The organism is Streptomyces sp. NPDC020597, assembly GCF_044335095.1.
Lineage (GTDB): Bacteria > Actinomycetota > Actinomycetes > Streptomycetales > Streptomycetaceae > Streptomyces.
Genome location: NZ_JBIRUL010000006.1, coordinates 130,886 through 153,740, shown reverse-complemented (window position 1 = coordinate 153,740; position 22,855 = coordinate 130,886). Strand labels below are relative to the sequence as shown.

The 22,855-nt window shown below is 73.5% G+C and carries 20 protein-coding genes and 1 pseudogene; 15 read left to right on the top strand and 6 right to left on the bottom strand.

Annotation, left to right across the window (positions count from 1 at the left end; genetic code table 11):
* Window positions 1-159: 159 nt before the first annotated feature.
* Window positions 160-438: a hypothetical protein gene (locus tag ACH4ZA_RS13175; RefSeq protein WP_319278886.1), complete on the bottom strand. Its 279-nt coding sequence runs from the start codon at window positions 436-438 to the stop codon at window positions 160-162.
* Window positions 439-472: 34 nt separating this feature from the next.
* Window positions 473-1,270: a PspA/IM30 family protein gene (locus ACH4ZA_RS13170; protein ID WP_107444392.1), complete on the bottom strand. Its 798-nt coding sequence runs from the start codon at window positions 1,268-1,270 to the stop codon at window positions 473-475.
* A gap of 299 nt (window positions 1,271-1,569) precedes the next feature.
* Here ACH4ZA_RS13170 and ACH4ZA_RS13165 point away from each other — a divergent pair, with 299 nt between their 5' ends.
* The gene (locus tag ACH4ZA_RS13165) at window positions 1,570-2,163 is read left to right on the top strand and encodes a DUF3043 domain-containing protein (protein WP_319278888.1); all 594 of its coding nucleotides are present in this window, start codon (window positions 1,570-1,572) and stop codon (window positions 2,161-2,163) included.
* A gap of 83 nt (window positions 2,164-2,246) precedes the next feature.
* Complete coding sequence (locus ACH4ZA_RS13160) at window positions 2,247-2,948, top strand: methyltransferase domain-containing protein (protein ID WP_319278889.1); 702 nt, start codon at window positions 2,247-2,249, stop codon at window positions 2,946-2,948.
* Between the two features lie 97 nt (window positions 2,949-3,045).
* On the opposite strand, the gene ACH4ZA_RS13155 is transcribed toward ACH4ZA_RS13160, so the two are convergent.
* Complete coding sequence (locus tag ACH4ZA_RS13155) at window positions 3,046-3,258, bottom strand: hypothetical protein (RefSeq protein WP_319278890.1); 213 nt, start codon at window positions 3,256-3,258, stop codon at window positions 3,046-3,048.
* 173 nt (window positions 3,259-3,431) lie between these two features.
* Between ACH4ZA_RS13155 and ACH4ZA_RS13150 the strand changes: the two genes are divergently transcribed.
* On the top strand, window positions 3,432-4,640 hold the full coding sequence (locus tag ACH4ZA_RS13150) for a bifunctional adenosylcobinamide kinase/adenosylcobinamide-phosphate guanylyltransferase (RefSeq protein ID WP_398429391.1): 1,209 nt from the start codon (window positions 3,432-3,434) through the stop codon (window positions 4,638-4,640).
* A gap of 51 nt (window positions 4,641-4,691) precedes the next feature.
* Here ACH4ZA_RS13150 and ACH4ZA_RS13145 read toward each other — a convergent pair whose 3' ends face one another.
* Window positions 4,692-5,594: a class I SAM-dependent methyltransferase gene (locus ACH4ZA_RS13145; RefSeq protein WP_319278893.1), complete on the bottom strand. Its 903-nt coding sequence runs from the start codon at window positions 5,592-5,594 to the stop codon at window positions 4,692-4,694.
* Window positions 5,595-5,742: 148 nt separating this feature from the next.
* On the opposite strand from ACH4ZA_RS13145, the gene cobT reads away from it, so the two are divergent.
* The 3 genes and pseudogenes from cobT to ACH4ZA_RS13130 form a co-directional block, all read left to right on the top strand.
* Complete coding sequence (cobT, locus tag ACH4ZA_RS13140; RefSeq protein WP_398429390.1) at window positions 5,743-6,939, top strand: nicotinate-nucleotide--dimethylbenzimidazole phosphoribosyltransferase; 1,197 nt, start codon at window positions 5,743-5,745, stop codon at window positions 6,937-6,939.
* Between the two features lie 60 nt (window positions 6,940-6,999).
* Complete coding sequence (locus ACH4ZA_RS13135) at window positions 7,000-8,727, top strand: phosphatidylglycerol lysyltransferase domain-containing protein (RefSeq protein WP_398429389.1); 1,728 nt, start codon at window positions 7,000-7,002, stop codon at window positions 8,725-8,727.
* Window positions 8,724-9,395 (top strand): annotated as a pseudogene (locus ACH4ZA_RS13130) (hypothetical protein); the annotation flags it as partial. The gene ACH4ZA_RS13135 and the pseudogene ACH4ZA_RS13130, both read left to right, overlap by 4 nt.
* A gap of 254 nt (window positions 9,396-9,649) precedes the next feature.
* Here the strand turns inward: ACH4ZA_RS13130 and ACH4ZA_RS13125 are convergent.
* Window positions 9,650-10,414 (bottom strand): hypothetical protein, encoded by a 765-nt coding sequence (locus tag ACH4ZA_RS13125; RefSeq protein ID WP_319278897.1) that lies wholly within the window; start codon window positions 10,412-10,414, stop codon window positions 9,650-9,652.
* A gap of 180 nt (window positions 10,415-10,594) precedes the next feature.
* Between ACH4ZA_RS13125 and ACH4ZA_RS13120 the strand changes: the two genes are divergently transcribed.
* The 9 genes from ACH4ZA_RS13120 (at window position 10,595) to ACH4ZA_RS13080 (ending at window position 22,505) form a co-directional block, all read left to right on the top strand.
* A complete protein-coding gene (locus tag ACH4ZA_RS13120) occupies window positions 10,595-11,392 on the top strand; it encodes an adenosylcobinamide-GDP ribazoletransferase (protein ID WP_398429387.1) in 798 nt (265 codons plus the stop codon).
* A 313-nt stretch (window positions 11,393-11,705) separates the two neighbouring features.
* A complete protein-coding gene (locus tag ACH4ZA_RS13115; RefSeq protein ID WP_398429385.1) occupies window positions 11,706-13,241 on the top strand; it encodes a leucyl aminopeptidase in 1,536 nt (511 codons plus the stop codon).
* A gap of 300 nt (window positions 13,242-13,541) precedes the next feature.
* Window positions 13,542-14,930 (top strand): dihydrolipoyl dehydrogenase, encoded by a 1,389-nt coding sequence (lpdA, locus tag ACH4ZA_RS13110; RefSeq protein ID WP_319282584.1) that lies wholly within the window; start codon window positions 13,542-13,544, stop codon window positions 14,928-14,930.
* Window positions 14,931-14,996: 66 nt separating this feature from the next.
* Window positions 14,997-16,766 carry a 2-oxoglutarate dehydrogenase, E2 component, dihydrolipoamide succinyltransferase gene (gene sucB / locus ACH4ZA_RS13105; protein WP_398429383.1) on the top strand — a complete coding sequence of 590 codons (1,770 nt, stop codon included), beginning with the start codon at window positions 14,997-14,999 and terminating at the stop codon, window positions 16,764-16,766.
* Window positions 16,767-16,907: 141 nt separating this feature from the next.
* Complete coding sequence (locus ACH4ZA_RS13100; RefSeq protein WP_319282439.1) at window positions 16,908-17,063, top strand: hypothetical protein; 156 nt, start codon at window positions 16,908-16,910, stop codon at window positions 17,061-17,063.
* Window positions 17,064-17,183: 120 nt separating this feature from the next.
* On the top strand, window positions 17,184-17,807 hold the full coding sequence (locus ACH4ZA_RS13095) for a GntR family transcriptional regulator (RefSeq protein WP_319282437.1): 624 nt from the start codon (window positions 17,184-17,186) through the stop codon (window positions 17,805-17,807).
* Between the two features lie 327 nt (window positions 17,808-18,134).
* The gene (gene aceE / locus ACH4ZA_RS13090) at window positions 18,135-20,840 is read left to right on the top strand and encodes a pyruvate dehydrogenase (acetyl-transferring), homodimeric type (protein ID WP_398429381.1); all 2,706 of its coding nucleotides are present in this window, start codon (window positions 18,135-18,137) and stop codon (window positions 20,838-20,840) included.
* An 81-nt stretch (window positions 20,841-20,921) separates the two neighbouring features.
* On the top strand, window positions 20,922-21,905 hold the full coding sequence (locus tag ACH4ZA_RS13085) for a helix-turn-helix transcriptional regulator (RefSeq protein ID WP_398429380.1): 984 nt from the start codon (window positions 20,922-20,924) through the stop codon (window positions 21,903-21,905).
* 78 nt (window positions 21,906-21,983) lie between these two features.
* Window positions 21,984-22,505, top strand: coding sequence for a DUF4240 domain-containing protein (locus ACH4ZA_RS13080; protein ID WP_319282443.1), 522 nt, complete (start codon window positions 21,984-21,986; stop codon window positions 22,503-22,505).
* Between the two features lie 37 nt (window positions 22,506-22,542).
* Here ACH4ZA_RS13080 and ACH4ZA_RS13075 read toward each other — a convergent pair whose 3' ends face one another.
* A complete protein-coding gene (locus ACH4ZA_RS13075) occupies window positions 22,543-22,794 on the bottom strand; it encodes a hypothetical protein (protein WP_319282434.1) in 252 nt (83 codons plus the stop codon).
* Between the last annotated feature and the right edge of the window lie 61 nt (window positions 22,795-22,855).

The window sequence follows — 22,855 nt, the reverse complement described above, 5'->3', positions numbered from 1 at the left end:
GCTTTCCTCGCCGTAGCCGGGGGCCGGCGCCCCCGGACCCCGCTGTCGGCCCTGAACGGGCCTCGTCCCCGGTCGCCGGACGGGCTGTGTCACCGTGCCCGGACCGAGGCGCCCCGACGGGTCCGAGGCGCCGTGGGCGTCACCGGGAGGACGCGGACGTCACCCGGGGATCAGGCCGTCGTCGCTCAGCATCTCCCGGACCTCCTCCAGGCTCGCGTCCGGCGACGGGAGGATGAGCTCGGAGGGTTCCAGTGCCTCGTCCGGCAGGGGGGCGCCGAGGCGGCGTACGGCGTCCAGGAGGGCGCCGAGGGTGCGGTGGAAGCCGTCCTCGTCGCCGCTCTCCATCTCCGCGAGGAGGTCGTCGTCCAGCTTGTTCAGTTCGACGAAGTGGGAGTCGGCCAGTTGCCACTGGCCCTCCCCCATGATCCGTACGATCACGTCGCCCTCCTCGGCTCCGGGCCCCGGCGCCGGGCTACTGCTTGTCGAAGCGCGGGGTGTCCTGCGGCTGCTGCTGGGACTGCGGCCGGCCCGTGCCGCCCTCGATGGCCTGCTGGCCCGCGGACGGGCCGCCGGCCAGCTCGGCCTTCATGCGCTGCAGCTCCAGCTCTACATCCGTACCACCGGAGAGCCGGTCCAGCTCGGTCTGGATGTCGTCCCTGGCGATGCCCGTCGGGTCGTCCAGGGCGCCGGAGGCGAGGAGCTCGTCGAGAGCCCCGGCCCGGGCCTGGAGCTGGGCGGTCTTGTCCTCGGCACGCTGGATGGCCAGGCCGACGTCGCCCATCTCCTCGGAGATGCCGGAGAAGGCCTCGCCGATGCGGGTCTGGGCCTGGGCGGCGGTGTAGGTGGCCTTGATGGTCTCCTTCTTCGTGCGGAAGGCGTCCACCTTGGCCTGCAGCCGCTGGGCCGCGAGAGTGAGCTTCTCCTCCTCGCCCTGGAGCGTGGCGTGCTGCGTCTCCAGGTCGGTGACCTGCTGCTGGAGGGCGGCGCGGCGGGAGAGCGCCTCGCGGGCGAGGTCCTCGCGGCCGAGCGCGAGCGCCTTGCGGCCCTGGTCCTCCAGCTTGGAGGACTGCGACTGGAGCTGGTTCAGCTGCAGCTCCAGGCGCTTGCGCGAGGTGGCGACGTCGGCGACGCCGCGGCGGACCTTCTGCAGGAGCTCCAGCTGCTTCTGGTACGAGTAGTCGAGGGTTTCGCGCGGGTCCTCGGCCCGGTCAAGGGCCTTGTTCGCCTTCGCGCGGAAGATCATCCCCATACGCTTCATGACACCGCTCATGGGCTTCGCGCGCCCCCTTCTGACGGACTCCGGCTCTCAGGTCTGCGACAGAACCCACAGTACGGGCCCTGCCTCCATTGACGCACTGTTCGGGGGCGGATGCGCTCCTCCCCAAGGACGACTGACGGGGCCCGGGCTCCGGCGTGAGGAGTAGGTGACGGTCAGGGTGCGCGACGCGCCGCCCTTCGCCCCTCTTCCTCGTTCTCGCCCGGTCTGTCCCTTCTACAGACGACTGGTGTTGCCGGATCGTTCCCGTCCGGGCTGGGGTCCATGCCCAGGAGCGCTTACCCTTGGGTTTTGTGTTCCGTAGCCGTGCCAAGGAAGAGAAGGCCCCCGTCGACGCGGTGGTGACCGACTCCAAGCAGCCCCGTGACCCTCAGGCGAAGAAGGGCAGGCCCACGCCCAAGCGCAGTGAGGCCCAGACCCAGCGCCGCAGCGTCGCCAACACCTCGACGTCGCGCAAGGACGCCGCCAAGCGGCAGCGCGACGAGCGCCGCGCCCAGATGGAACGGCAGCGCAAGGCGCTGGCCGGCGGCGACGAGCGCTATCTGCCGGTCCGCGACAAGGGGCCGGTCCGCAAGTTCGCGCGCGACTTCATCGACGCGCGGTTCAACGTGGCGGAGTTCTTCCTGCCGATGGCCGTGGTCATCCTCGTGCTCAGCATGGTGCGGGTGGGCTCGCTGCAGACCATCGCGCTGCTGCTGTGGCTGGTCGTGATCGTCCTGATCGTGCTGGACTCGCTCATGACCGGCTTCCGGCTGCGCAAGCGGCTGGCCGAGCGCTTCCCCGACCAGAACCGGCGGGGCGCGGTCGCCTACGCGCTGATGCGCTCGCTGCAGATGCGCCGGCTGCGGCTGCCCAAGCCGCAGGTCAAGCGTGGAGCGCAGCTCTGAGCACTGCGGCTTTCTCCGGGGGAGCGGCCGAGGCCTGGCTGAGCAAGCTGGGCGGGCTGCGTGACGTCGTACGTCAGGAGCTGGTGGCCCGGCAGCTCGACGAGCAGATGGCGGGGCGCTATCCCGTGGGACAGCGGCTGCGGGTCCTCGACGTCGGGATGGGGCAGGGCACGCAGGCGCTGCGGCTGGCCCGGCTCGGTCACCAGGTGACCGGGCTGGAGCAGGACGCGACCATGGTCGCCGTGGCCCGCGAGGCGCTCAAGGGCGAGCCCGAGGGCATCCGGGAGCGGATGCGGATCATCGAGGGCGACGGCCGGGACACCGGGGTGCACTTCCTGCCCGGCAGTTTCGACGTGGTGCTGTGCCACGGCGTGCTGATGTACGTGGAGGCGCCGGACGCCCTGCTGGCGGGGCTCGGGCGGATGCTGGCTCCCGGCGGGCTGCTGTCGCTGCTGGTGCGCAACGCGGACGCGCTGGCCATGCGCTCGGGCCTGGCCGGGGACTGGGCGGGCGCGCTGGGATCCTTCGACACCGTCTCGTACCGCAACCGGCTGGGACTGGACGTGCGGGCGGACCGGCTGGCGACGCTGACCGACGCGCTCGCCGGGATCGGGGCGCCGCTTCAGGCCTGGTACGGGGTGCGGGTCTTCACGGACACGGCCGCGGACGACGCGGAGATTCCGGGCGACCTCGAGAAGCTGCTCGGTGCCGAGGAGCGGGCCGGGCGGACCGACCCCTACCGGCAGGTCGCGGCGCTGCTGCATCTGTGCGGGGTGCGCGGCTGAGCGGACCGGATCCGCTCGTTCGGGTGAACGGCCCCTCGCCGCACGACGAGGGTGGACGGGGGCGGGACGGCCGGGGTCCGGCCGTCCCGCCGTACGGCTACGCCTCGTTCGCGCGCAGGCTCATCGGTCCGTAGATCTCGGTGGACTCCTCGAAGAGCCGCACCTGGTCCGCGCCGCCTTCGAGAAGGTCCTTCCAGACCTCCCCGATCCAGGACTCGGCGTCCCCCTGCGTGGTGAACTCGTCGGGCTGCACCGCGGGTTGGACCTCCGTCCCGTCGGCCTTCTCGAACCGCCACGTCCATGCCGCCATGTACGCCTCCCAGCTGTGACCACGTGCAGAGCAGAAGCCGGATCCAGGTCCGGCTTCTGCCCTGAGCCTAGGGCCTGTCCGGCGGCCCGTGCCGCAGACGCGGGATCTCGCCCGTTCGGGACAGTGCCGGGCCAAAGGCGCGGGACCAGGTCGGACGCGCGAAAATCAGCTCCGTGGAAGTCACTCTGCTCGGTACCGGCGCCCCCGCGGGACTGCCCCGCCCCGAATGCTCCTGCGCCGTGTGCGCGATCTCGCTGGGGGCGCACGCGCGGGCCGCGACCGCGCTGCTCGTGGACGGCGCCCTGCTGCTCGACCTCACGCCGGGCGCGGCCTTCGCCGCCGCGCGGGCGGGGCACTCGCTGGCCGGGGTGGGCCGGGTGCTGCTGACGCATCCGCACGACGGTCCGCCGGTGGAGGTGCCGGTCGGCCTGCCGCAGCCCGGCCGGGTCCCGGACGGGCGGGAGTCCACGACGGCGACGGGGCATCAAGTGCGGGCGGTGGCGATGGACGCGCCGGGCACCGGGTACGCGGTGACCGGGCCCGACGGGCAGCGCCTGCTGTATCTGCCGCCGCGGGGCGCGCCGGCCGGCCTGGAGGAGGGGTCGGAGCACGCCGGGCGCTACGACATGGTCCTGCTGGACGTGGTCGGGCGGCCGGACGCGCTGGCGAAGCTGCGGGCGGTCGGGGCGGTGGGGCCGACGACGGACGTGGTCGCCGTCCACCTGGACCACGACGTGCCGCCGGGCGCGGAGCTCGGCCGCCGGCTCGCGGCGGCGGGGGCGCGGGCGGTCCCGGACGGCACGACGCTGACGGTGGGCGTGTACGAGGACGTGCCGGACGTGCCGCGCCGGACTCTGGTGCTGGGCGGGGCCCGGTCGGGCAAGTCGGTGGAGGCCGAACGGCGGCTGGAGGCCTTTCCCGGCGTGTGGTACGTGGCCACCGGGGGGACCCGGGGCGGCGACACCGAGTGGGCGTCCCGGGTGTCCGTGCACCGGGAGCGGCGGCCGGGCTCCTGGCGGACGACGGAGACCTGCGACCTCGTCCCGTTGCTGTCGCAGGACGGGGCGCCGCTGCTGATCGACTGTCTGTCGCTGTGGCTGACGGACGTGATGGACGCGGTCGGGGCGTGGGACGACGCGGTGTGGGCGGACGGCGGCGAGAAGGCGCTGCGGGCGCGGGTGCGGGAGCTGGCGGACGCCGTGCGCTCGGCGCGGCGGACCGTCGTCCTGGTGTCCAACGAGGTCGGCTCGGGCATCGTGCCGGCGACGGCGTCGGGACGGCGCTACCGCGACGAGCTGGGGCGGCTGAACGCGGCGGTCGCGGCGGAGTGCGAGCAGGTCGTGCTGGTGGTGGCGGGCCAGGCGCTGGTGCTCCGCGGCTGAGCCGCCGCACGGCGCGTTCGGCTCGTGTTCCGCGGTCCCCGGCCGGGTCGGTCAGGCTCTGCGGGCGACGATCCGGTAGGCGTTCGAGAAGCGGGTGCGGCGCAGGGCCGGGGCGAGGAGGTGGTCGAGTGCGGCGGCCAGGGCGATCAGCGGGCCGGCCGCCGCGCGCAGCCGGGTCCTGCGCAGGGAGAGCGAGGCCGCGGCCGCCAGGTCTCCCGGCGTGTGCGGGCCGGCGCGGTCCGCCACGACGATCTCGCAGCCCCGGGCCTCGAGTTCGGCCCGCAGGTTGGCCTGCGGGATCAGGTGGAGGTGGCGGGGCTGGTCGTGGTCGGGCCACCACTTGCCGAGCACCGCGGCGAAGGCGCTGGCCGGGTCCGGGAGTTCGAGGAGCAGATGGCCGCCGGGGCGCAGGGCCGTCAGCGCCGCGGCGAGCTCCTGCCGCGGGTCGCGGGTGTGTTCCAGGTGGTGGAGCATGCTGACGACGTCGTAGCGGCCGCGCAGCCGGGACAGCGTCTCAGGGTTCGTCAGGAGTCCCGTGTGGGCCTCGTCGAGCCGTCCCGCCGCGTGCGCCCAGCGCACCACGGGGGCCGGGTCCACCCCGTCGAACGCCGTGTAGGCGAACACGTCCCTCGCCGCGTCCGGGAAGGCCGCGTCCCCCGTCCCGACGTCCAGCCAGCTCTCCGGCTCGGGGAAGGGCAGCATGGTGCGCGCCGTCGCCCGCAGGCGTTCGCGGGTGGGCCGCCGGTGGTCCTCGCGTGCGGCGTAGAGCTCCAGGCCCTCGGCGGTCAGTCGCGGGTTCTGGAAGGCGTGCCGGCAGTCCCGGCACTCGTCGACCACGAACGTGCCCGGCCTGGGGTGGCGCAGGTCCGGTGCGCGCAGCCGGGTGCGCAGGCTCTCCGAGCCGCACCAGGGGCAGTCGTCGCGGCGCGGCTCGTGGACGGGCCTGGGGGGCATGAGCGGCTCCGGGAGCGCGAGGCGGACGAGGGACGATATACGGCAAAACGGAACGTATGGGATAGCGACCGCCGGTGCAATGACGCCGTGCGGGCGTGGTGACGACGGGGAGCGGAGCCGTTCGACCGGTGCCGGTACTGTTCGGCGAATGAGCTCGCTTAATCTCGACGACTTCACCGATCTGATCGAGCGTCCCGACGGCGGTGTGCGCCGTGACGCGGAGACCCGCCGGGAACGCCAGATCGTGCCGCCCGGTTCGCTGGGGCGTCTGGACGACCTGGGTGAGTGGCTGGCGGCGGCGCAGGGCTCGTCGCCCGTGCGGCCGATCCTGCGGCCGCGGGTGGTGCTGTTCGCCGGCGACCACGGGGTGGCCGGGCTCGGTGTCTCCGCCCGGCCGGCGGGCAGCGCCGCGGAGTTGGTGCGGGCGGTCCTGGAGGGCGGCCGGCCGGTCTCCGTGCTCGCCCGCCGCCTCGACGTCCCCGTGCGGGTCGTGGACATGGCGCTCGACTGCGATCCGGGCGCCTTCCCGGAGGACGTCGTACGGCACCGGGTGCGGCGCGGCAGCGGCCGTATCGACGTCGAGGACGCGTTGACGGCGGAAGAGGCCGAGGCGGCCTTCTCGGCCGGCGTGGCCGTCGCCGACGAGGAGGCCGACTCGGGGACGGACCTGGTCGTGCTGGGCGACGTCAGCGTCGGCGGGACGACGGCCGCGGGCGTGCTGGTGGCGGCGCTGTGCGGGACCGACGCGTCCGTGGTGACCGGGCGGGGCGGCGAGGCGATCGACGACCTGGCGTGGATGCGCAAGTGCGCCGCCGTCCGGGACGCGCTCCGGCGGGCGCGGCCGGTGCTCGGCGACCAGTTGCAGCTGTTGGCGACGGTGGGCGGGGCCGACCTCGCCGCCATGACGGGCTTTCTGCTCCAGTGCGCCGTAAGGAAGTTGCCGGTCGTGCTCGACGGCGTCGTGGCGGCCGCCTGCGCCCTCGTCGGGCAGCGGGTCGCGTTCCGGGCGCCGGACTGGTGGCTGGCCGGGCATGCCAGCGGCGAACCGGGACAGGCCAAGGCGCTCGATCGGATGGCCCTGGAGCCGCTGCTCGACCAGGGCGTGAGGGTCGGTGAGGGCGCCGGCGCGCTGCTCGCCCTGCCGTTGGTGCGGGCGGCCGCGGCCCTGGCCGCCGAGCTTCCGGAGAAGCCGGACGAGGCGAAGCCCGAGGAGCCGAAGCTCGAGGAGACGAAGCTCGAGGAGCCGAAGCCCGAGGAGACGAGGGAGGACACGCAGGAGGACGGACGGGAAGAGGCCCAGGAGGAGACCCGGGGGCAGACGCAGGAAGGGGCCGAAGGCCTCTAAAGGGGACAGGCGTCACCAAAAGAGCGGTTTTCCACAAGTGCACCCATATGATCACCGCTCATGGGCAACACCCGGGGCGCCGCCGCCTTCGTCGTCTGGTACCTGCGCGCCGTCGCGTCCGTCAACTTCCTCAGCGCGGTGTGGGTCACCCTGGGGCAGGACGTGCGGCGGCACAACCAGGCGGACTTCTTCACCCCGTACCTGCTGACGGCCGGGTTCGCGTCCGGACTGTTCACCGCGTTCCTCGCCGTCACCATGGGGCGGCGCAAACGGGCCGCATGGATCCTGAACCTGGTCCTGAGCGGAGCCTTCCTCGGGCTGTTCGCCCTGGCCATGGCGCTCCCGGAGATCCGGCGCCATCCCCAGAACTGGGTCTCGCTCGCGCTGACCGCCGCGTTCGTCGCCGCGCTGCTGGCCGGGCGGCGCGCGTTCTACGCCAAGGGCGACCGGTCCAACCCGCGGCTCGCCGCGGCCGTCGGCGCGGGCGGGCTGCTCGGCGCCTCGCTGCTGGCCGCGCTGCTGGTGACGGTCACCGACCGGGCGTCCACGCCGTCCACGTTCCTCGAACGCTGGCGGTACGGCGCCCTGCGGCTGGTCTCCGTCGCGGCGGACGGCCCCGGCGCCCCCGGGATCGCGCCGCCCACCTGGGTCGACATCGCCGTCAACGTGCTGAGCACGGCGCTTCTGCTGGCCGTCCTGTACGCCGCCTTCCGCTCCCGGCGGGCCGTCGACCCGCTCACCGAGGACGACGAGAAGCGGCTGCGGGAGCTGCTCGACCGGCACGGCGAGCGGGACTCGCTCGGCTACTTCGCGCTGCGCCGGGAGAAGAGCGTGTGCTGGTCCCCGACCGGGAAGGCCGCCGTCGCCTACCGCGTCGTCGGCGGGGTGTCGCTGGCCTCGGGGGATCCGCTGGGCGACCCGGAGGCCTGGCCGGGGGCGATCGAGCCGTGGCTGGCCGAGGCGCGGGCGCACGGATGGATCCCGGCGGTGACGGGCGCGAGCGAGGAGGCCGGGACGGTGTACGCCCGGCACGGGCTGGACGCGCTGGAGCTCGGGGACGAGGCCGTCGTCGAGGTCGCCGAGTTCACCCTCGAAGGACGCGCCATGCGGACGGTGCGGCAGGCGTGCAACCGGGTCCGCCGGGCCGGGTACACCGTGCGCGTGCGGCGTCACGAGGACATCCCGGCCGACGAGATGGCGTACCTGCTGCGACGGGCCGACGACTGGCGCGACGGGGCCGCCGAGCGCGGGTTCAGCATGGCGCTCGGCCGGCTCGGGGACCCGCGGGACGGGCGCTGCGTGATGCTGGAGTGCACCGACGCCGACGGTGAACTGCGCGCCCTGCTCTCGTTCGTGCCGTGGGGACCGCACGGGCTGTCCCTCGATCTGATGCGGCGCGACCGCCAGGGCGACAACGGGCTGACCGAGTTCATGGTCGTCGAACTGCTGCGGCGGGCCCGGGAGACGGGGATCGTCCAGGTCTCGCTGAACTTCGCGGTGTTCCGCTCGGTCTTCGAACGGGGCGACCGGCTGGGCGCCGGGCCGGTGCTGCGGCTGTGGCGGTCGCTGCTGTGCTTCTTCTCCCGCTGGTGGCAGATCGAGTCCCTCTACCGCGCAAACGCCAAGTACCGGCCGGTCTGGGAGCCGCGTTTCCTGCTGTTCGAGAAGAGCGCGGACCTGCCGCGCATCGCCGTGGCGTCGGTGCGCGCCGAGGGGTTCCTGGAAGCGCCCGGGCTGCCCGCGCTGCCGGGGCTCCCGCGTCGCGGACGCCTGGAGACGCGGCGGTGAGGCGGGTCGCCCGCTGGGCCCGCGCCGAGTGGGGGCCGCTGTGCCGGGCCGTGCGCGGCCCGCTGGCCCGGCGGCGGTGGCGGGCGGCCCCGATGACGCTGGCGGCGGTGTGTCTGACGTCCCTGACGCAGATCGTGCAGAACCAGTCCTGGGGCTACCGGCCTGTGCAGGACCTCGGCGCGGTGCGGGCCGAGGACCCGCTGTGGCTCGCCCTGTCGCGCACACCGCTGTCGCTGTTCGTGCCCGCTCTCGACCTGCCGGTCTGGGGCGCGCTGGCGCAGATCCTGCTGGTGTTCGGGATCGCGGAGCTCTGTCTGGGCCGGCCGCGCACCCTCCTCGTCGCGTACACCGCCACACTCGCCGGCACGCTGTACGCCCGCGTGGGGCTGGCCCTCGGCCCCGGCGGCCCGTTCGGCCTGCCCGCGTCCGACGCACTGGTGGTGGACACCGGCCCTTCGGCGGCGGTGGTGGGCCTCGCGGTGTTCCTGGGCTGGCGCCTTCGCGCGTACGCGACGGCGGCCGCGGTGATCGTCGCGATGGCGGTGGAGGTGCTGCTGAAGAACAACCTGGCCGGCAGGGAGCACCTCGCCGCGATCGCGGCCACCGCGGTCCTGTACGTGTGCCTGCGCCGGCGGGACCGGTCCGACGGGGCGGCCCGGTCCCGCCCGCGCGGCCCATGGCGCCGCAGGCGGATCCACCCGGGGCCCCGGTGGGCCGGCCCGGAACCGGCCCCCGCCCCCCGGGCGTCACCCGACCCGCAGTCCCCCGGCCCACCGCCGGACCCGCAGCCCCCGGGCCCACCGCCGGACCCGCAGTCCCCCGGTCCGCCGCCGGACGGCGGGCGCGGGGGCCACGCGTACGGGCCCCGGCGTTCGCACGCGACGGACCGGCGCGGTCGCCCGCGTGCGGCGGACCGGCCCTCTCACTTCCGTTCGCCGGACTGAGCCAGCTCCGCGTCCGTCTTCCCGCCGAGCCAGTCCCCCACCAGCCGTCGGGGCCCGGCCCAGCGCCGGTCGTGGCGGTAGGCGCGCAGCATCGCCTTCGCGCGGGCCCGCGGCCGCCGCCGGTAGAAGCGGCGGGCCCACGGGGAAGCGGGCCGGGCGACCCGGACCAGGCCGACCAACCCGACGAGCGGGACGAACACACTGAAGACGGCCGTCTTGATCTTGCCTTTGGTGAGTACGGCCAGCGAGAACAGGACGTTGGCGCCGACGGTAGCGAGGACGCTTCCCCGGTCCTGGAGCTCCTCCTCGCTCATCCCGTCGACGCCGAACGGCGAGAAGCCCACGAGCAGCAGTCCGCCCAGCGCCGCCGTGAGGACCACGGCCTCCACGCTCTTGCGGCCCGCCTCCGTCCAGTACACGTCGTCCAGGTGCAGGATCAGCGCGAACTCGTCGAGGACCAGGCCCGTGCCGATGCCGAAGACCACCGCGAAGGCTCCCGCCCCGAAGCCGTGCCGGCCGCTCGCCACGGAGCCGAACCCGCCCGCGACGGTCAGCACGACGCCCGGGACCACGTGGTGGATGTGCACCCCGCCGGAGCTGACGTTCCCGAACGGGCCCTTGCCGGCCCGGATGAGGCGGGTGATGACCCGGGTGATCAGGAAGGTGGCCACGAACGCGATCAGGGCGAGGAGCAGTGGGAGCTTGCCCGGTTCGACGATGTTGCGCTGCAGCCAGTCGCCCATGCCTCCAGTCTCACGGGGAGCGGGGCGCGCTGCCTCGCGGGCGGCGCGTCCGGGCTATCCGGAACCCGCCGTCCGGAACCCGCCGTCCGGAACCCGCCGTCCGGAACCCGCCGTCCGGGACCCGCGCCGGCGGTGGTCCCCGGCATGAGCCGCCCGACGGCCAGGCCATAGTCTGCGGCGATGTCCAATGCCGCGCCCCCCGCCTCGCCCCTCGACGGTCTGCGCTTCGCCTTCGGCACCCTCACCGTGCTGCCGGTGCGGGTGACCCGCTGGGACCGCCCGGCCGCACGCGGCGGGATGCTGAGCGCGCCCCTGGTCGGGCTGGTCGTCGGCGGCTGTGCGGCGGGGCTCGGGCTGCTGCTGCTGCGGCTGGGCGCGAGCCCGCTGCTCGCCGCCGTCGCGTCGGCCGCCGTGCCCGCGGTGCTCACCCGGGGACTGCACCTCGACGGGCTGGCCGACACCGCGGACGGCCTGGGCAGCGGCAAGCCCGCCGAGGACGCGCTGCGGATCATGAAGCAGTCGGACATCGGCCCGTTCGGCGTGCTCACACTCGTCCTGGTGCTGCTCGCCCAGACGGCCGCGCTGGCACAGGCGTACGGCGACACCTGGGCGCGGGGCGCGGTGGCCGCCGTCGCCTCGGCGGTCGCCGCGCGCCTGGCGCTCACCCTGGCCGCCCGCGCCGGGGTCCCGGCGGCCCGGCCGGAGGGGCTGGGCGCGGCGGTCGCCGGGGTGGTCCCGGTCGCGGGCGCGGTGTGTGTGGCGGCGGTCTGCGTCGTCGTCGCGGCCCTCGGCGGCGGGCTGTCCGGCGTGGCCGACGGGGTGCGCACGGCCGCCGCGGTCGTCCTCGCGCTCGTCGCCGCCGAACTCCTGCTGCGCCACTGCACGCGCCGCTTCGGCGGAGTGACCGGGGACGTGTTCGGCGGGCTGGCGGAGACGGCGGCGACGACCGCGCTGACGGTGCTGGCCCTGGGCGGGTAGGGCGTGTTCGGCGTCGTGCGCGGGGCTGCCGTGGCGGGCGGGGAACCCGAGGGGTGTGCGCCGGTCACGGTAGTGCGAGGATCGTCCGGCGGAGACGACGCCACCGACAGGGGCGAAGACTCGCGTGCATGAGCGAACGCACAGGCACGCGTACGCTCGTCCCGGGATTCGCCACGCCGGTTCGCCGCGCCGGTGGGACGCAACCCCGGACACGACCGCACCCGACAACCCCTCGTCCGGGGTCGGCTGTCGGGCCCGGTCGACCCGCACTCCGGCCACAGCAACTCCACATCGGAAGCGAGATTTCACCACCGTGACTGCTCTCACTCTCAGCACCGCCGCGGCGCCCGGCCTGCGGGCCGACGCGATCGTGATCGGTGTCGCCAAGGGCGCAAAGGGCCCGATCGTTGCCCCAGGCGCCGAAGCCGTCGACACGGCGTTCGACGGCCGGCTCGCCGGCGTTCTGGAGACCCTCGGGGCTTCCGGCGCCGAGGGCGAGGTGACGAAGCTGCCCGCCCCGGCCGGCTTCAGGACGCCGCTCGTGCTCGCGGTGGGGCTCGGCTCCGAGCCCGAGAAGGACGCCGGCTACGAGGCCGAGGCGCTGCGCCGGGCCGCCGGCGCCGCCGCCCGCATCCTCGTCGGCGCCAGGAAGGCCGCGTTCGCGCTGCCGGTGACCGACGCCGGCGACATCGGCGCGATCGGCGAGGGCGTGGTGCTCGGCGCCTACTCCTTCGACGCGTACAAGCAGACCGCGCGCTCGAACAGCGACGCCAAGGCCAAGAACGCCAAGGCGCCGCTGGCCGAGGCCGCCCTGCTCGGCGGGAAGCCGCGCGACGCCGCCCACAAGGCCGCGCTGCTGCGCGCCGTCGCCGTCGGCGAGGAGCTCAACCGGGCGCGCGACCTGATCAACATGCCGCCGAACGACCTCGACCCGCAGGCGTTCGCCGGCATCGCGCAGGCCGCGGCGAAGGAACACGGCATCAAGGTGCAGGTCCTCGACGAGAAGGCGCTCGCCAAGGGCGGCTACGGCGGCATCCTGGGCGTCGGCGCCGGCTCGGCGGCTGCGCCGCGCCTGGTCAAGCTGTCGTACACGTCCGGCAAGGCGACGAAGCACCTCGCGTTCGTCGGCAAGGGCATCACCTACGACTCGGGCGGCATCTCGCTCAAGCCGGCCGGGCACAACGAGACGATGAAGTGCGACATGAGCGGGGCCGCGGCGGTCTTCGCCGCGGTCGTCGCCGCCGCGCGACTCGGTCTCGAGGTGAACGTCACCGGATGGCTGGCGCTCGCCGAGAACATGCCCTCCGGCTCGGCCACCCGGCCGGGCGACGTGCTGCGCATGTACAGCGGCAAGACCGTCGAGGTCCTCAACACCGACGCCGAGGGCCGGCTGGTCCTCGCGGACGCGCTGTGGGCGGCCTCCGCGGAGAAGCCGGACGCGATCGTCGACGTCGCGACCCTGACCGGCGCGATGATGCTGGCGCTCGGCAGCCGCACCTTCGGGATCATGGCGAACGACGACGCGTTCCGCTCGGCGGTGCACGAGGCGGCCGAGGAGGTCGGCGAGCCGGCGTGGCCGATGCCGCTGCCGGAGCACCTGCGCAAGGGCATGGACTCCACCGTCGCGGACATCGCGAACATGGGTGAGCGGATGGGCGGCGGGCTGGTGGCCGGTCTCTTCCTGCGCGAGTTCGTGGGCGAGGGGATCACCTGGGCGCACCTGGACATCGCCGGACCGGCGTTCAACGAGGGCGGCCCGTTCGGCTACACGCCTAAGGGCGGCACCGGCACCGCGGTGCGGACGCTGGTGCGGCTGGCGGAGCTGACCGCCGCCGGCGACCTCGGCTAGTCGATCCGGGAAGGGAACTGTGCGCCTGGTCACTCGGGTGCTCCCGTCATGTGACGGGAGCGGCCCGAATGCGGCCGGTCGCGCAGTTCCCGCGCCCCGGGTGGGGCCGGTCACCCATGTCACAAGTGAGCGTGGGGTGTCTCACACCCCGGCCCCGTGTCTCGTCGGGGTCCGACAAGTGCGAGGATGGGGCTCGGCAGGACAGGGCCCCCACCACAGGGCCGAGACTTCAGCGGCCGGACACCAGCCGCCGACCGGTCACTGGAGACCGGCGTGGCGCACATGCATGGAGGACGTGACGTGGCGAACGACGCCAGCACCGTTTTCGACCTAGTGATCCTCGGCGGTGGTAGCGGTGGTTACGCCGCGGCCCTGCGCGGGGCGCAGCTGGGCCTGGACGTCGCCCTGATCGAGAAGGACAAGGTCGGCGGTACCTGCCTGCACCGGGGGTGCATCCCCACCAAGGCCCTGCTGCACGCGGGCGAGATCGCCGACCAGGCCCGCGAGAGCGAGCAGTTCGGCGTCAAGGCGACCTTCGAGGGCATCGACGTCCCCGCCGTCCACAAGTACAAGGACGGCGTCATCTCGGGCCTGTACAAGGGCCTCCAGGGACTCATCGCCTCCCGCAAGGTGACGTACATCGAGGGTGAGGGCCGCCTGTCCTCCCCGACCTCCGTCGACGTGAACGGACAGCGCGTCCAGGGCCGCCACGTGCTGCTCGCGACCGGCTCGGTGCCCAAGTCGCTGCCGGGTCTGGAGATCGACGGCGACCGGATCATCTCCTCCGACCACGCCCTCGTCCTGGACCGCGTGCCGAAGTCCGCGATCATCCTGGGCGGCGGCGTCATCGGCGTCGAGTTCGCCTCGGCGTGGAAGTCCTTCGGCGCCGACGTGACGGTCATCGAGGGCCTCAAGCACCTGGTGCCGGTCGAGGACGAGAACTCCTCCAAGCTGCTCGAGCGCGCGTTCCGCAAGCGCGGCATCAAGTTCAACCTGGGCACCTTCTTCTCGAAGGCCGAGTACACCGCCGACGGCGTCAAGGTCATCCTGGCCGACGGCAAGGAGTTCGAGGCCGAGGTCCTGCTGGTCGCGGTGGGCCGCGGGCCCGTCTCCGCCGGTCTCGGCTACGAGGAGCAGGGCGTCGCGACGGACCGCGGCTACGTCCTGGTCGACGAGTACATGCGCACCAACGTCCCGACCATCTCCGCGGTCGGCGACCTGGTCCCGACGCTCCAGCTCGCGCACGTCGGCTTCGCCGAGGGCATGCTGGTCGCGGAGCGTCTGGCCGGCCAGAAGGTCGTTCCGATCGACTACGACGGCGTCCCCCGGGTGACGTACTGCCACCCCGAGGTCGCCTCCGTGGGCATCACCGAGGCCAAGGCCAAGGAGATCTACGGCGCGGACAAGGTCGTCGCTCTGAAGTACAACCTCGCGGGCAACGGCAAGAGCAAGATCCTGGGCACCGCGGGCGAGATCAAGCTCGTCCAGGTGAAGGACGGCGCCGTGGTCGGCGTCCACATGGTCGGCGACCGCATGGGCGAGCAGGTCGGCGAAGCCCAGCTGATCTACAACTGGGAGGCGCTGCCCGCCGAGGTCGCGCAGCTCATCCACGCCCACCCGACGCAGAACGAGGCGCTCGGCGAGGCCCACCTGGCCCTGGCGGGCAAGCCGCTGCACTCGCACGACTGACCCTCGGTCGTACCACGTCGAAGCGACGACCCAGACTTCCGCAATCGTTAAGGAGCAACCGAAACCATGGCGGTTTCCGTAACCCTTCCGGCGCTCGGCGAGAGCGTCACCGAGGGCACTGTCACCCGCTGGCTGAAGGCCGAGGGTGAGCGCGTAGAGGCCGACGAGCCCCTGCTCGAGGTGTCGACCGACAAGGTCGACACCGAGATCCCCTCCCCCGCAGCCGGCGTCCTGGCGTCCATCAAGGTCGCCGAGGACGAGACCGTCGAGGTCGGCGCCGAACTGGCCGTCATCGACGACGGCACCGGTGCGGCTGACGCCAGCCCGCCTGCGGCTGAGGTCGCCGAGCCGGCCCCCGAGCCGGCCGCGGCCGCCCAGCCCTCCACCGAGCAGGCGGCTCCCGCCCCGGCTCCCACCGCCGAGGCCGCTTCCGGCGGCGGCTCCGCCGAGGGCACGGACGTCGTCCTGCCCGCGCTCGGCGAGTCCGTCACCGAGGGCACCGTCACCCGCTGGCTGAAGTCGGTCGGCGACTCGGTCGAGGCCGACGAGCCGCTGCTCGAGGTCTCCACCGACAAGGTCGACACGGAGATCCCGGCGCCCACCTCCGGTGTGCTGCTCGAGATCACGGTCGCCGAGGACGAGACCGCCGAGGTCGGCGCCAAGCTCGCCGTCATCGGCGCCCCGGGTGCAGCTCCGGCCGCGGCTCCGGCTCCGGCCGCGCCCGCTCCGGCGCCCGCCGCCGAGGCCCCGGCCGCCCCCGCCGCTCCGGCCCCGGCCCCCGCCGCTCCAGCCCCGGCGCCCGCCCCGGTCGCCACCGCCCCGGCCCCGGCCGCTCCGGCGCCCGCGCCGGCCGCTGCGGCCCCGGTCGCCCCGGCTCCGGCCGCGGCTCCGGCGCAGCCCGCCGACGAGGGTGCGTACGTGACCCCGCTGGTGCGCAAGCTCGCCGCGGAGAACGGCGTCGACCTGGGCTCCGTCAAGGGCACCGGCGTCGGCGGTCGCATCCGCAAGCAGGACGTCATCGCCGCCGCCGAGGCTGCGAAGGCCGCCGCGGCTCCGGCCGCAGCCGCGCAGGCCGCACCCGCCGCGAAGAAGGCCCCGAAGCTCGAGGCCTCCCCGCTGCGCGGCCAGACCGTGAAGATGCCCCGCATCCGCAAGGTCATCGGCGACAACATGGTCAAGGCGCTGCACGAGCAGGCGCAGCTGTCCTCGGTCGTCGAGGTCGACATCACCCGGCTGATGAAGCTCCGCGCGCAGGCGAAGGACTCCTTCGCGGCCCGCGAGGGCGTCAAGCTCTCCCCGATGCCGTTCTTCGTGAAGGCGGCGGCCCAGGCACTGAAGGCCCACCCGGCCGTCAACGCCCGGATCAACGTCGAAGAGGGCACGATCACCTACTTCGACACCGAGAGCATCGGTATCGCGGTGGACTCGGAGAAGGGCCTGATGACCCCGGTCATCAAGCACGCGGGCGACCTGAACATCGCCGGCATCGCCAAGGCCACGGCCGACCTGGCGGGCAAGGTCCGCGCGAACAAGATCACCCCGGACGAGCTGTCCGGTGCGACCTTCACCATCAGCAACACCGGCTCGCGCGGCGCGCTGTTCGACACGATCATCGTGCCCCCGAACCAGGTCGCGATCCTCGGCATCGGCGCCACGGTCAAGCGTCCGGCCGTCATCGAGACGGACGAGGGCACGGTCATCGGCGTCCGCGACATGACGTACCTGACCCTGTCCTACGACCACCGTCTGGTGGACGGCGCCGACGCGGCCCGTTACCTGACCGCGGTCAAGGCGATCCTCGAGGCAGGCGAGTTCGAGGTCGAGCTCGGCCTCTGATCCCGTCGGTCCGGCAGCCAAGGCGCCCTCGTCCGGTTCTCCGGGCGGGGGCGCTTTCGTCCCGGTTCCGCCCACCACTCCCCTGACGCCGGGTGCGCCACTGCATTCACACCGCTCGATCTCCAGGGGGAGCGACGCCCTGTGACCGTCCGCATAGGGGACGTGTGGGACGTCGACGCGGGCAACGGCGTCCGCACGGTCCTCGGCGTGGGCCTCGACGCGCTCGCCGGCGCCTGCGGCGCGCTCCGGGTCCGCTCGGGGCCGACCTGCGGGCCGGCCCCGGTCACGCTCGTGTAAGTCTCGTCTCACCTGCGTAAAAGCATCCCCGCGCGCCCTTCTGGAAAGCGCTCACGGCCGTATTGTCTAAACGTCAAACGCCCCCGGGGGCCCGTGCGGCCTCTCCTCAAAGGAGCTCCCATGACCGCGCCCGTCGTCCACTCGCTGCGCGAACAGATCCGCGAGCACATCGTGGAGGGGATCGTCAGCGGGCGCTGGCAGCCGGGCGAGCGGATCGTGGAGCGGCGGATCGCCACCGAGCTGGAGGTCAGCCAGACGCCGGTGCGGGAGGCGCTGCGCGAGCTGGAGTCGCTGCGGCTGATCGAGTCCGCGCCGAACAAGGGCGTGCGGGTGCGCAACCTGACGGCGGCCGACCTGGAGGAGAGCTACCCGGTCCGGGCGGGCCTGGAGGCGATCGCCGCGGAACTGGCCGCCCAGAGGCTGGCCGAGGACTGCTCGGCGCTCGAACCGCACGTCGCCGCGCTCTACGAGGCCGACCGCGCCAGCGACGGCACCGGGCAGGTGCGGCACACCGTGGGCTTCCACCGGGAGCTGGTGCGGGCGGCCGGGAACTCGGTGCTGCTGCACACCTGGGAGGGCCTCGGCATCGAGGTGTTCACGGCGCTGTCCATCCGCTGGCTGGGGACCGTGCAGCAGTCGTACGCGGAGGAGCACGAGGAACTGGTGGCCGCGTTCAAGCGGCGCGATCCCCGGATCGCGGAGCTGGTGAAGGCGCACGTCCTCGGGTGCGCTCCCCGCCCGTAGGGCCGGGTGCCGGGGCGGCCGCCCGGTGTGTCCAGGGGAGCGTGCCCACGCTCATACGTGGGCTCCGACCTGCGAAAACGGTCGAAATGTACGGCACGCGGTGCCTGTCCGACAGGCACCGGGTGCCTACTTTCTCGTGATCAAGAGGTTTTCTCCCGGAACCCTTTGATCGATCATCGATCAGCGGGTTATTGTCGCCGACGGACCTCGCGCGGGGCCGCACAACGACACCGCACCCGGGCTCCACGCCCTGTCCTGCCAAAGACCTAGGGCAACCCCGAACCCTTGCCGATGAGGGAACCCCCTTCGACTGAGGAAGGCGGCGACATGACCGACCCCCAGGCCATCCAGCCCAGCGCGCTCGACCAGCTCCCCGACCGGGACCCGGAGGAGACCGCCGAATGGCAGGCCTCGCTGGACGCGGTCGCCAAGGCGGCCGGGCCGCACCGTGCCGCGTACCTGATGCGCCGCACGCTGGAGCGCGCCGAGGGCAACGGCATCGCGCTGCCCAAGCTGCTCGAGACGGACTACGTCAACACCATCCCCACCGCCGCCGAGCTGTCCGCGCCCGGCGACCCGGAGATGGAGCGCAGGATCACCGCGTGGAACCGCTGGAACGCGGCCGCGATGGTGACCCGTGGCAGCAAGCACGGCGTCGGCGGCCACATCGCCACCTTCGCCTCCGCCGCCTGGCTGTACGAGACCGGCTTCAACCACTTCTTCCAGGGCAAGGAGGCCGACGGTTCGGGCGACCAGCTCTACATCCAGGGCCACGCCTCCCCCGGCATCTACGCCCGCGCCTTCCTCGACGGCCGGCTGACCGAGCGCCACCTCGACAACTTCCGCCAGGAGTCGGGCGGCGAGGGCCTCCCGTCGTACCCGCACCCGCGCCGGCTGCCCTGGCTGTGGGAGTTCCCGACGGTCTCGATGGGCCTCGGCCCGCTCTCCGCCATCTACCAGGCCCGCTTCAACCGCTACCTCACCAACCGCGGCATCAAGGACGTCTCGGCGTCCCACGTGTGGGCGTTCCTCGGCGACGGCGAGATGGACGAGCCCGAGTCGACGGCGGCACTCGCACTCGCCTCCCGCGAGGGCCTCGACAACCTGACCTTCGTCATCAACTGCAACCTGCAGCGACTCGACGGTCCGGTGCGCGCCAACTTCAAGATCGTGCAGGAGCTGGAGGCCCAGTTCCGCGGCGCCGGCTGGAACGTGATCAAGTCGCTGTGGGGCTCCGCCTGGGACGAGCTGTTCCAGCTGGACACCACGGGCGCGCTGGTCCGCCGGCTGCGCGAGGTGCCGGACGCCCAGGTGCAGACGTACCAGACGCGCGGCGCCGCCTACATCCGCGAGGACTTCTTCGGCAAGGACCCGGCGCTCGCCGAGATGGCGAAGCTGCTCAGCGACGACAAGATCCTCGAGTGCTTCCACCTCTCCCGAGGCGGCCACGAGGCGCGCAAGGTGTACGCCGCCTACAAGGCCGCCGTCGAGTTCAAGGGCGCGCCGACGGTCATCCTGGCCCAGACGGTCAAGGGCCACACGCTCGGCGAGGGCTTCGCCTCGAAGAACGCCAACCACCAGATGAAGAAGCTCTCGGTGGACGAGTTCAAGGCGATGCGCGACCTGCTGGAGCTGCCGATCTCCGACGCGCAGTTCGTCGACGGGGTCGTCCCCTACGGACATCCGGGCGCCGACTCCCCCGAGGTCCGCTACCTCCAGGAACGCCGCGCAGCCCTCGGCGGCCCGGCCCCGGCCCGCCGTACGCACGCCGTCGCCCCGCTGCCGGCCCCCGCCGACAAGACGTTCGCCTCGTTCGACAAGGGCTCCGGCTCGCAGAACGTGGCGACCACGATGGCCTTCGTCCGCCTCGTCAAGGACCTGGTCCGCGACAAGGAGACGGGCAGGCGCTGGGTGCCGATCGTCCCCGACGAGGCGCGCACCTTCGGCATGGAGAGCCTGTTCCCCTCGCTCGGGATCTACTCCCCCAAGGGCCAGACGTACGAGCCGGTCGACCGCGACCAGCTGATGTACTACAAGGAGGCCGAGAACGGCCAGATCCTCAACGAGGGGATCACCGAGGCCGGCTCGATGGCCGACTTCATCGCCGCATCGTCGTCGTACGCGACGCACGGCGAGGCGATGATCCCGTTCTACATCTTCTACTCGATGTTCGGCTGGCAGCGCACGGCCGACCAGATGTGGCAGCTCGGCGACCAGCTCGGCCGCGGCTTCCTGGTCGGCGCCACCGCGGGCCGCACGACGCTGACGGGCGAGGGCCTGCAGCACGCCGACGGCCACTCCCCGGTCATCGCCGCGACCAACCCTGCCGCCCTCAGCTACGACCCGGCGTTCGCGTACGAGATCGCGACGATCGTCAAGGACGGTCTGCGCCGGATGTACGGCGAGGCGGCCCCGGGCGAGGACCAGGACGTCTTCTACTACCTCACCGTCTACAACGAGCCGATGCCGCAGCCGGCGAAGCCGTCGGCGCCCGGCGTCGACGAGGGCATCCTCAAGGGCCTGTACCGCTTCAACACGGCGGAGTCGGCGGGCGTGCAGGTCGCGGCGGCCAACGCGCCGCGCATCCAGCTGCTGGCCTCGGGCACCGCGATCCACTGGGCCCTGAAGGCGCAGAAGCTGCTCGCCGAGGAGTGGGGCGTGGCCGCCGACGTGTGGTCCGCGACCTCCTGGACCGAGCTGCGCCGTGACGCCCTGGACGCCGACGCGGCCCTGCTGCGCGGCGAGGAGCGCCAGCCGTACGTCCGCCGGGCGCTGCAGGGCGCCGAGGGCCCGGTCCTCGCGGTCTCCGACTACATGCGCCAGGTCCCGGACCAGATCGCGCAGTGGGTCGAGCAGGACTGGTCGTCGCTGGGCGCGGACGGCTTCGGCCTCTCCGACACCCGTGACGCGGCCCGCCGCCACTTCGGCGTGGACGCCGAGTCGATCGTCGTCGCGGCCCTGGCGCAGCTCGCCCGGCGCGGTGAGGTCAAGGCGGCCTCGGTGAAGGAGGCGCGCGAGCGCTACGGCCTGTAGGCAGGTCACGGTTCGACGAAGGGGGGTGCGGCTGCGGCCGTGCCCCCCTTCGCTGTCAGCGGGTCCCGGCATCATGTCCCCATGCGTGCTGCCCGCCTCATCAAGATGGTGCTCCTCCTGCAGTCCCGGCCGACCATGACCGCGTCCGAGCTGGCGCGGGAGCTTCAGGTGTCGGAGCGGACCGTCACCCGGGACGCGCAGGCGCTCTCCGAGGCGGGTGTGCCGGTGTACGCGGAGCGCGGGCGCGCGGGGGGCTACCGGCTGGTCGGCGGGTACCGGACGCGGCTGACGGGGCTGGGGCGCGGCGAGGCCGAGGCGCTGTTCCTGAGCGGGGTGCCGGGGGCGCTGCGGGAGATGGGTCTGGAGGACGTGGCGTCGGCCGCCCGGCTGAAGGTGTCGGCGGCTCTGCTGCCGTCGCTGCGGGACGCCCCGCGCACGGCGGCGCAGCGGTTCCATCTGGACGCGCCGGCCTGGTTCCGGGAGCCCGAGACGCCGGCGCTGCTTCCGGTGGTCGCGGACGCGGTGTGGGACGACCGGTGCGTGCGGGCGCGTTACCGGCGCGGGGAGGACGAGGCCGAGCGGGAGCTGGAGCCGTACGGGCTCGTGCTGAAGGCGGGGGTCTGGTACCTGTGCGCCCGGGTCCGGGAGGGCGGCGCGTTCCGGACGTACCGTATCGACCGGTTCACGGCGGTCGAGCCTGCGCAGGATCGTTTCCTCAGGGATGAGGACTTCGATCTGCCGGGCTTCTGGGACGCGCGGGCCGAGCAGTTCGCGCGCTCGCTCCTGCGGACCGAGGTCGTCGTGCGGCTGTCGGAGGCGGGGATGCGCCGGCTGCCGTACGCCGTCGATCCGGTGGCGGCGCGGGACGCGCTGGCCGGCGCCGGGGAGCCGGACGGGCGGGGCTGGGCGACGGTCGCCCTGCGGGTCGAGTCGCTGGAGGTGGCGCACACCCAGCTCACGGCGCTGGGACCGGAGGCGGAAGTGCTCGCGCCGGCCGCGCTGCGGGAGTGGTTCGCCGCGGACTCCCTGCGGCTCGCGGCGCGCTACGGGACCCGCGAAAGCTGACGCGGCGCCCGAACACGCCGGGAATCCCGCGCACTCCGGGGTGCGTCCCGCATCTCCAGGCACGATGCTGGACGCGTGATGGACGAGACGGAGTTCTGGGAGCTGGTGGACGCCTCCCGCGAGGCCGCCGAGGGCGATCCCGAGGAGCAGGCCGACCAGCTCGTGGAGCGACTGCTGCGGCTGGACCCGGAGGCCGTGCTCGACTTCGCCCGGCACTTCGAGTCGCGCTACAACCGCGCCTACCGCTGGGATCTGTGGGGCGCTGCCTGGCTGCTGATGGACGGGGCGAGCGACGACGCCTTCGACTTCTTCCGGTGCTGGCTGATCGGTCAGGGCCGCGAGGTCTTCGAGGGCGCCCTGCACGGCGACCCGGACTCGCTCGCCGACCTGCTGGACGACTTCGACGAGGAGATCGACGGCGACGGCGAGGAACTCGGTTACGCGGCCGACGAGGCCTACGAGCAGCTCACCGGGATGGTCGCCCCGGATCTCGGCATTCCGCCGGCCGCCGCGGAACCCGAGGGGACGCCGGTCGACTTCGAGAACGAGGGGGCGCTGGCCGAGCGGTATCCCCGGCTGTGGCAGCGCTTCAAGGAATGAGCCCGGCGGGGCGGACCCGTCGTCCCGTGGGCCGCCCTCACGCCCCCGACCTGCGCCGGGTGCTGTCGGCGGGGAGGTAGGCCTGCGCCTGGTCGACCCGCACCGCGTGGTGCAGCGGCGCCCTGTTGGCCTGTTCCAGGGCGGAGGCGGTGGCCGCCGCCGGCCCCAGGACGACGGCTGCGGCGGCGCACAGCAGGGTCCAGGAGTTGCGGACGGCCCTGGTCCGGGCGGCCCTGGTCCGGGGGCCCTGCTGCGTGGTCTGCGCGGCCCCGGCACGGCTGCTGCTCATGATCCCCACCTCCGGTCGGTTCTTCGTGTCGGGCACGACCGTAGGACGGTGGCATGGGAGG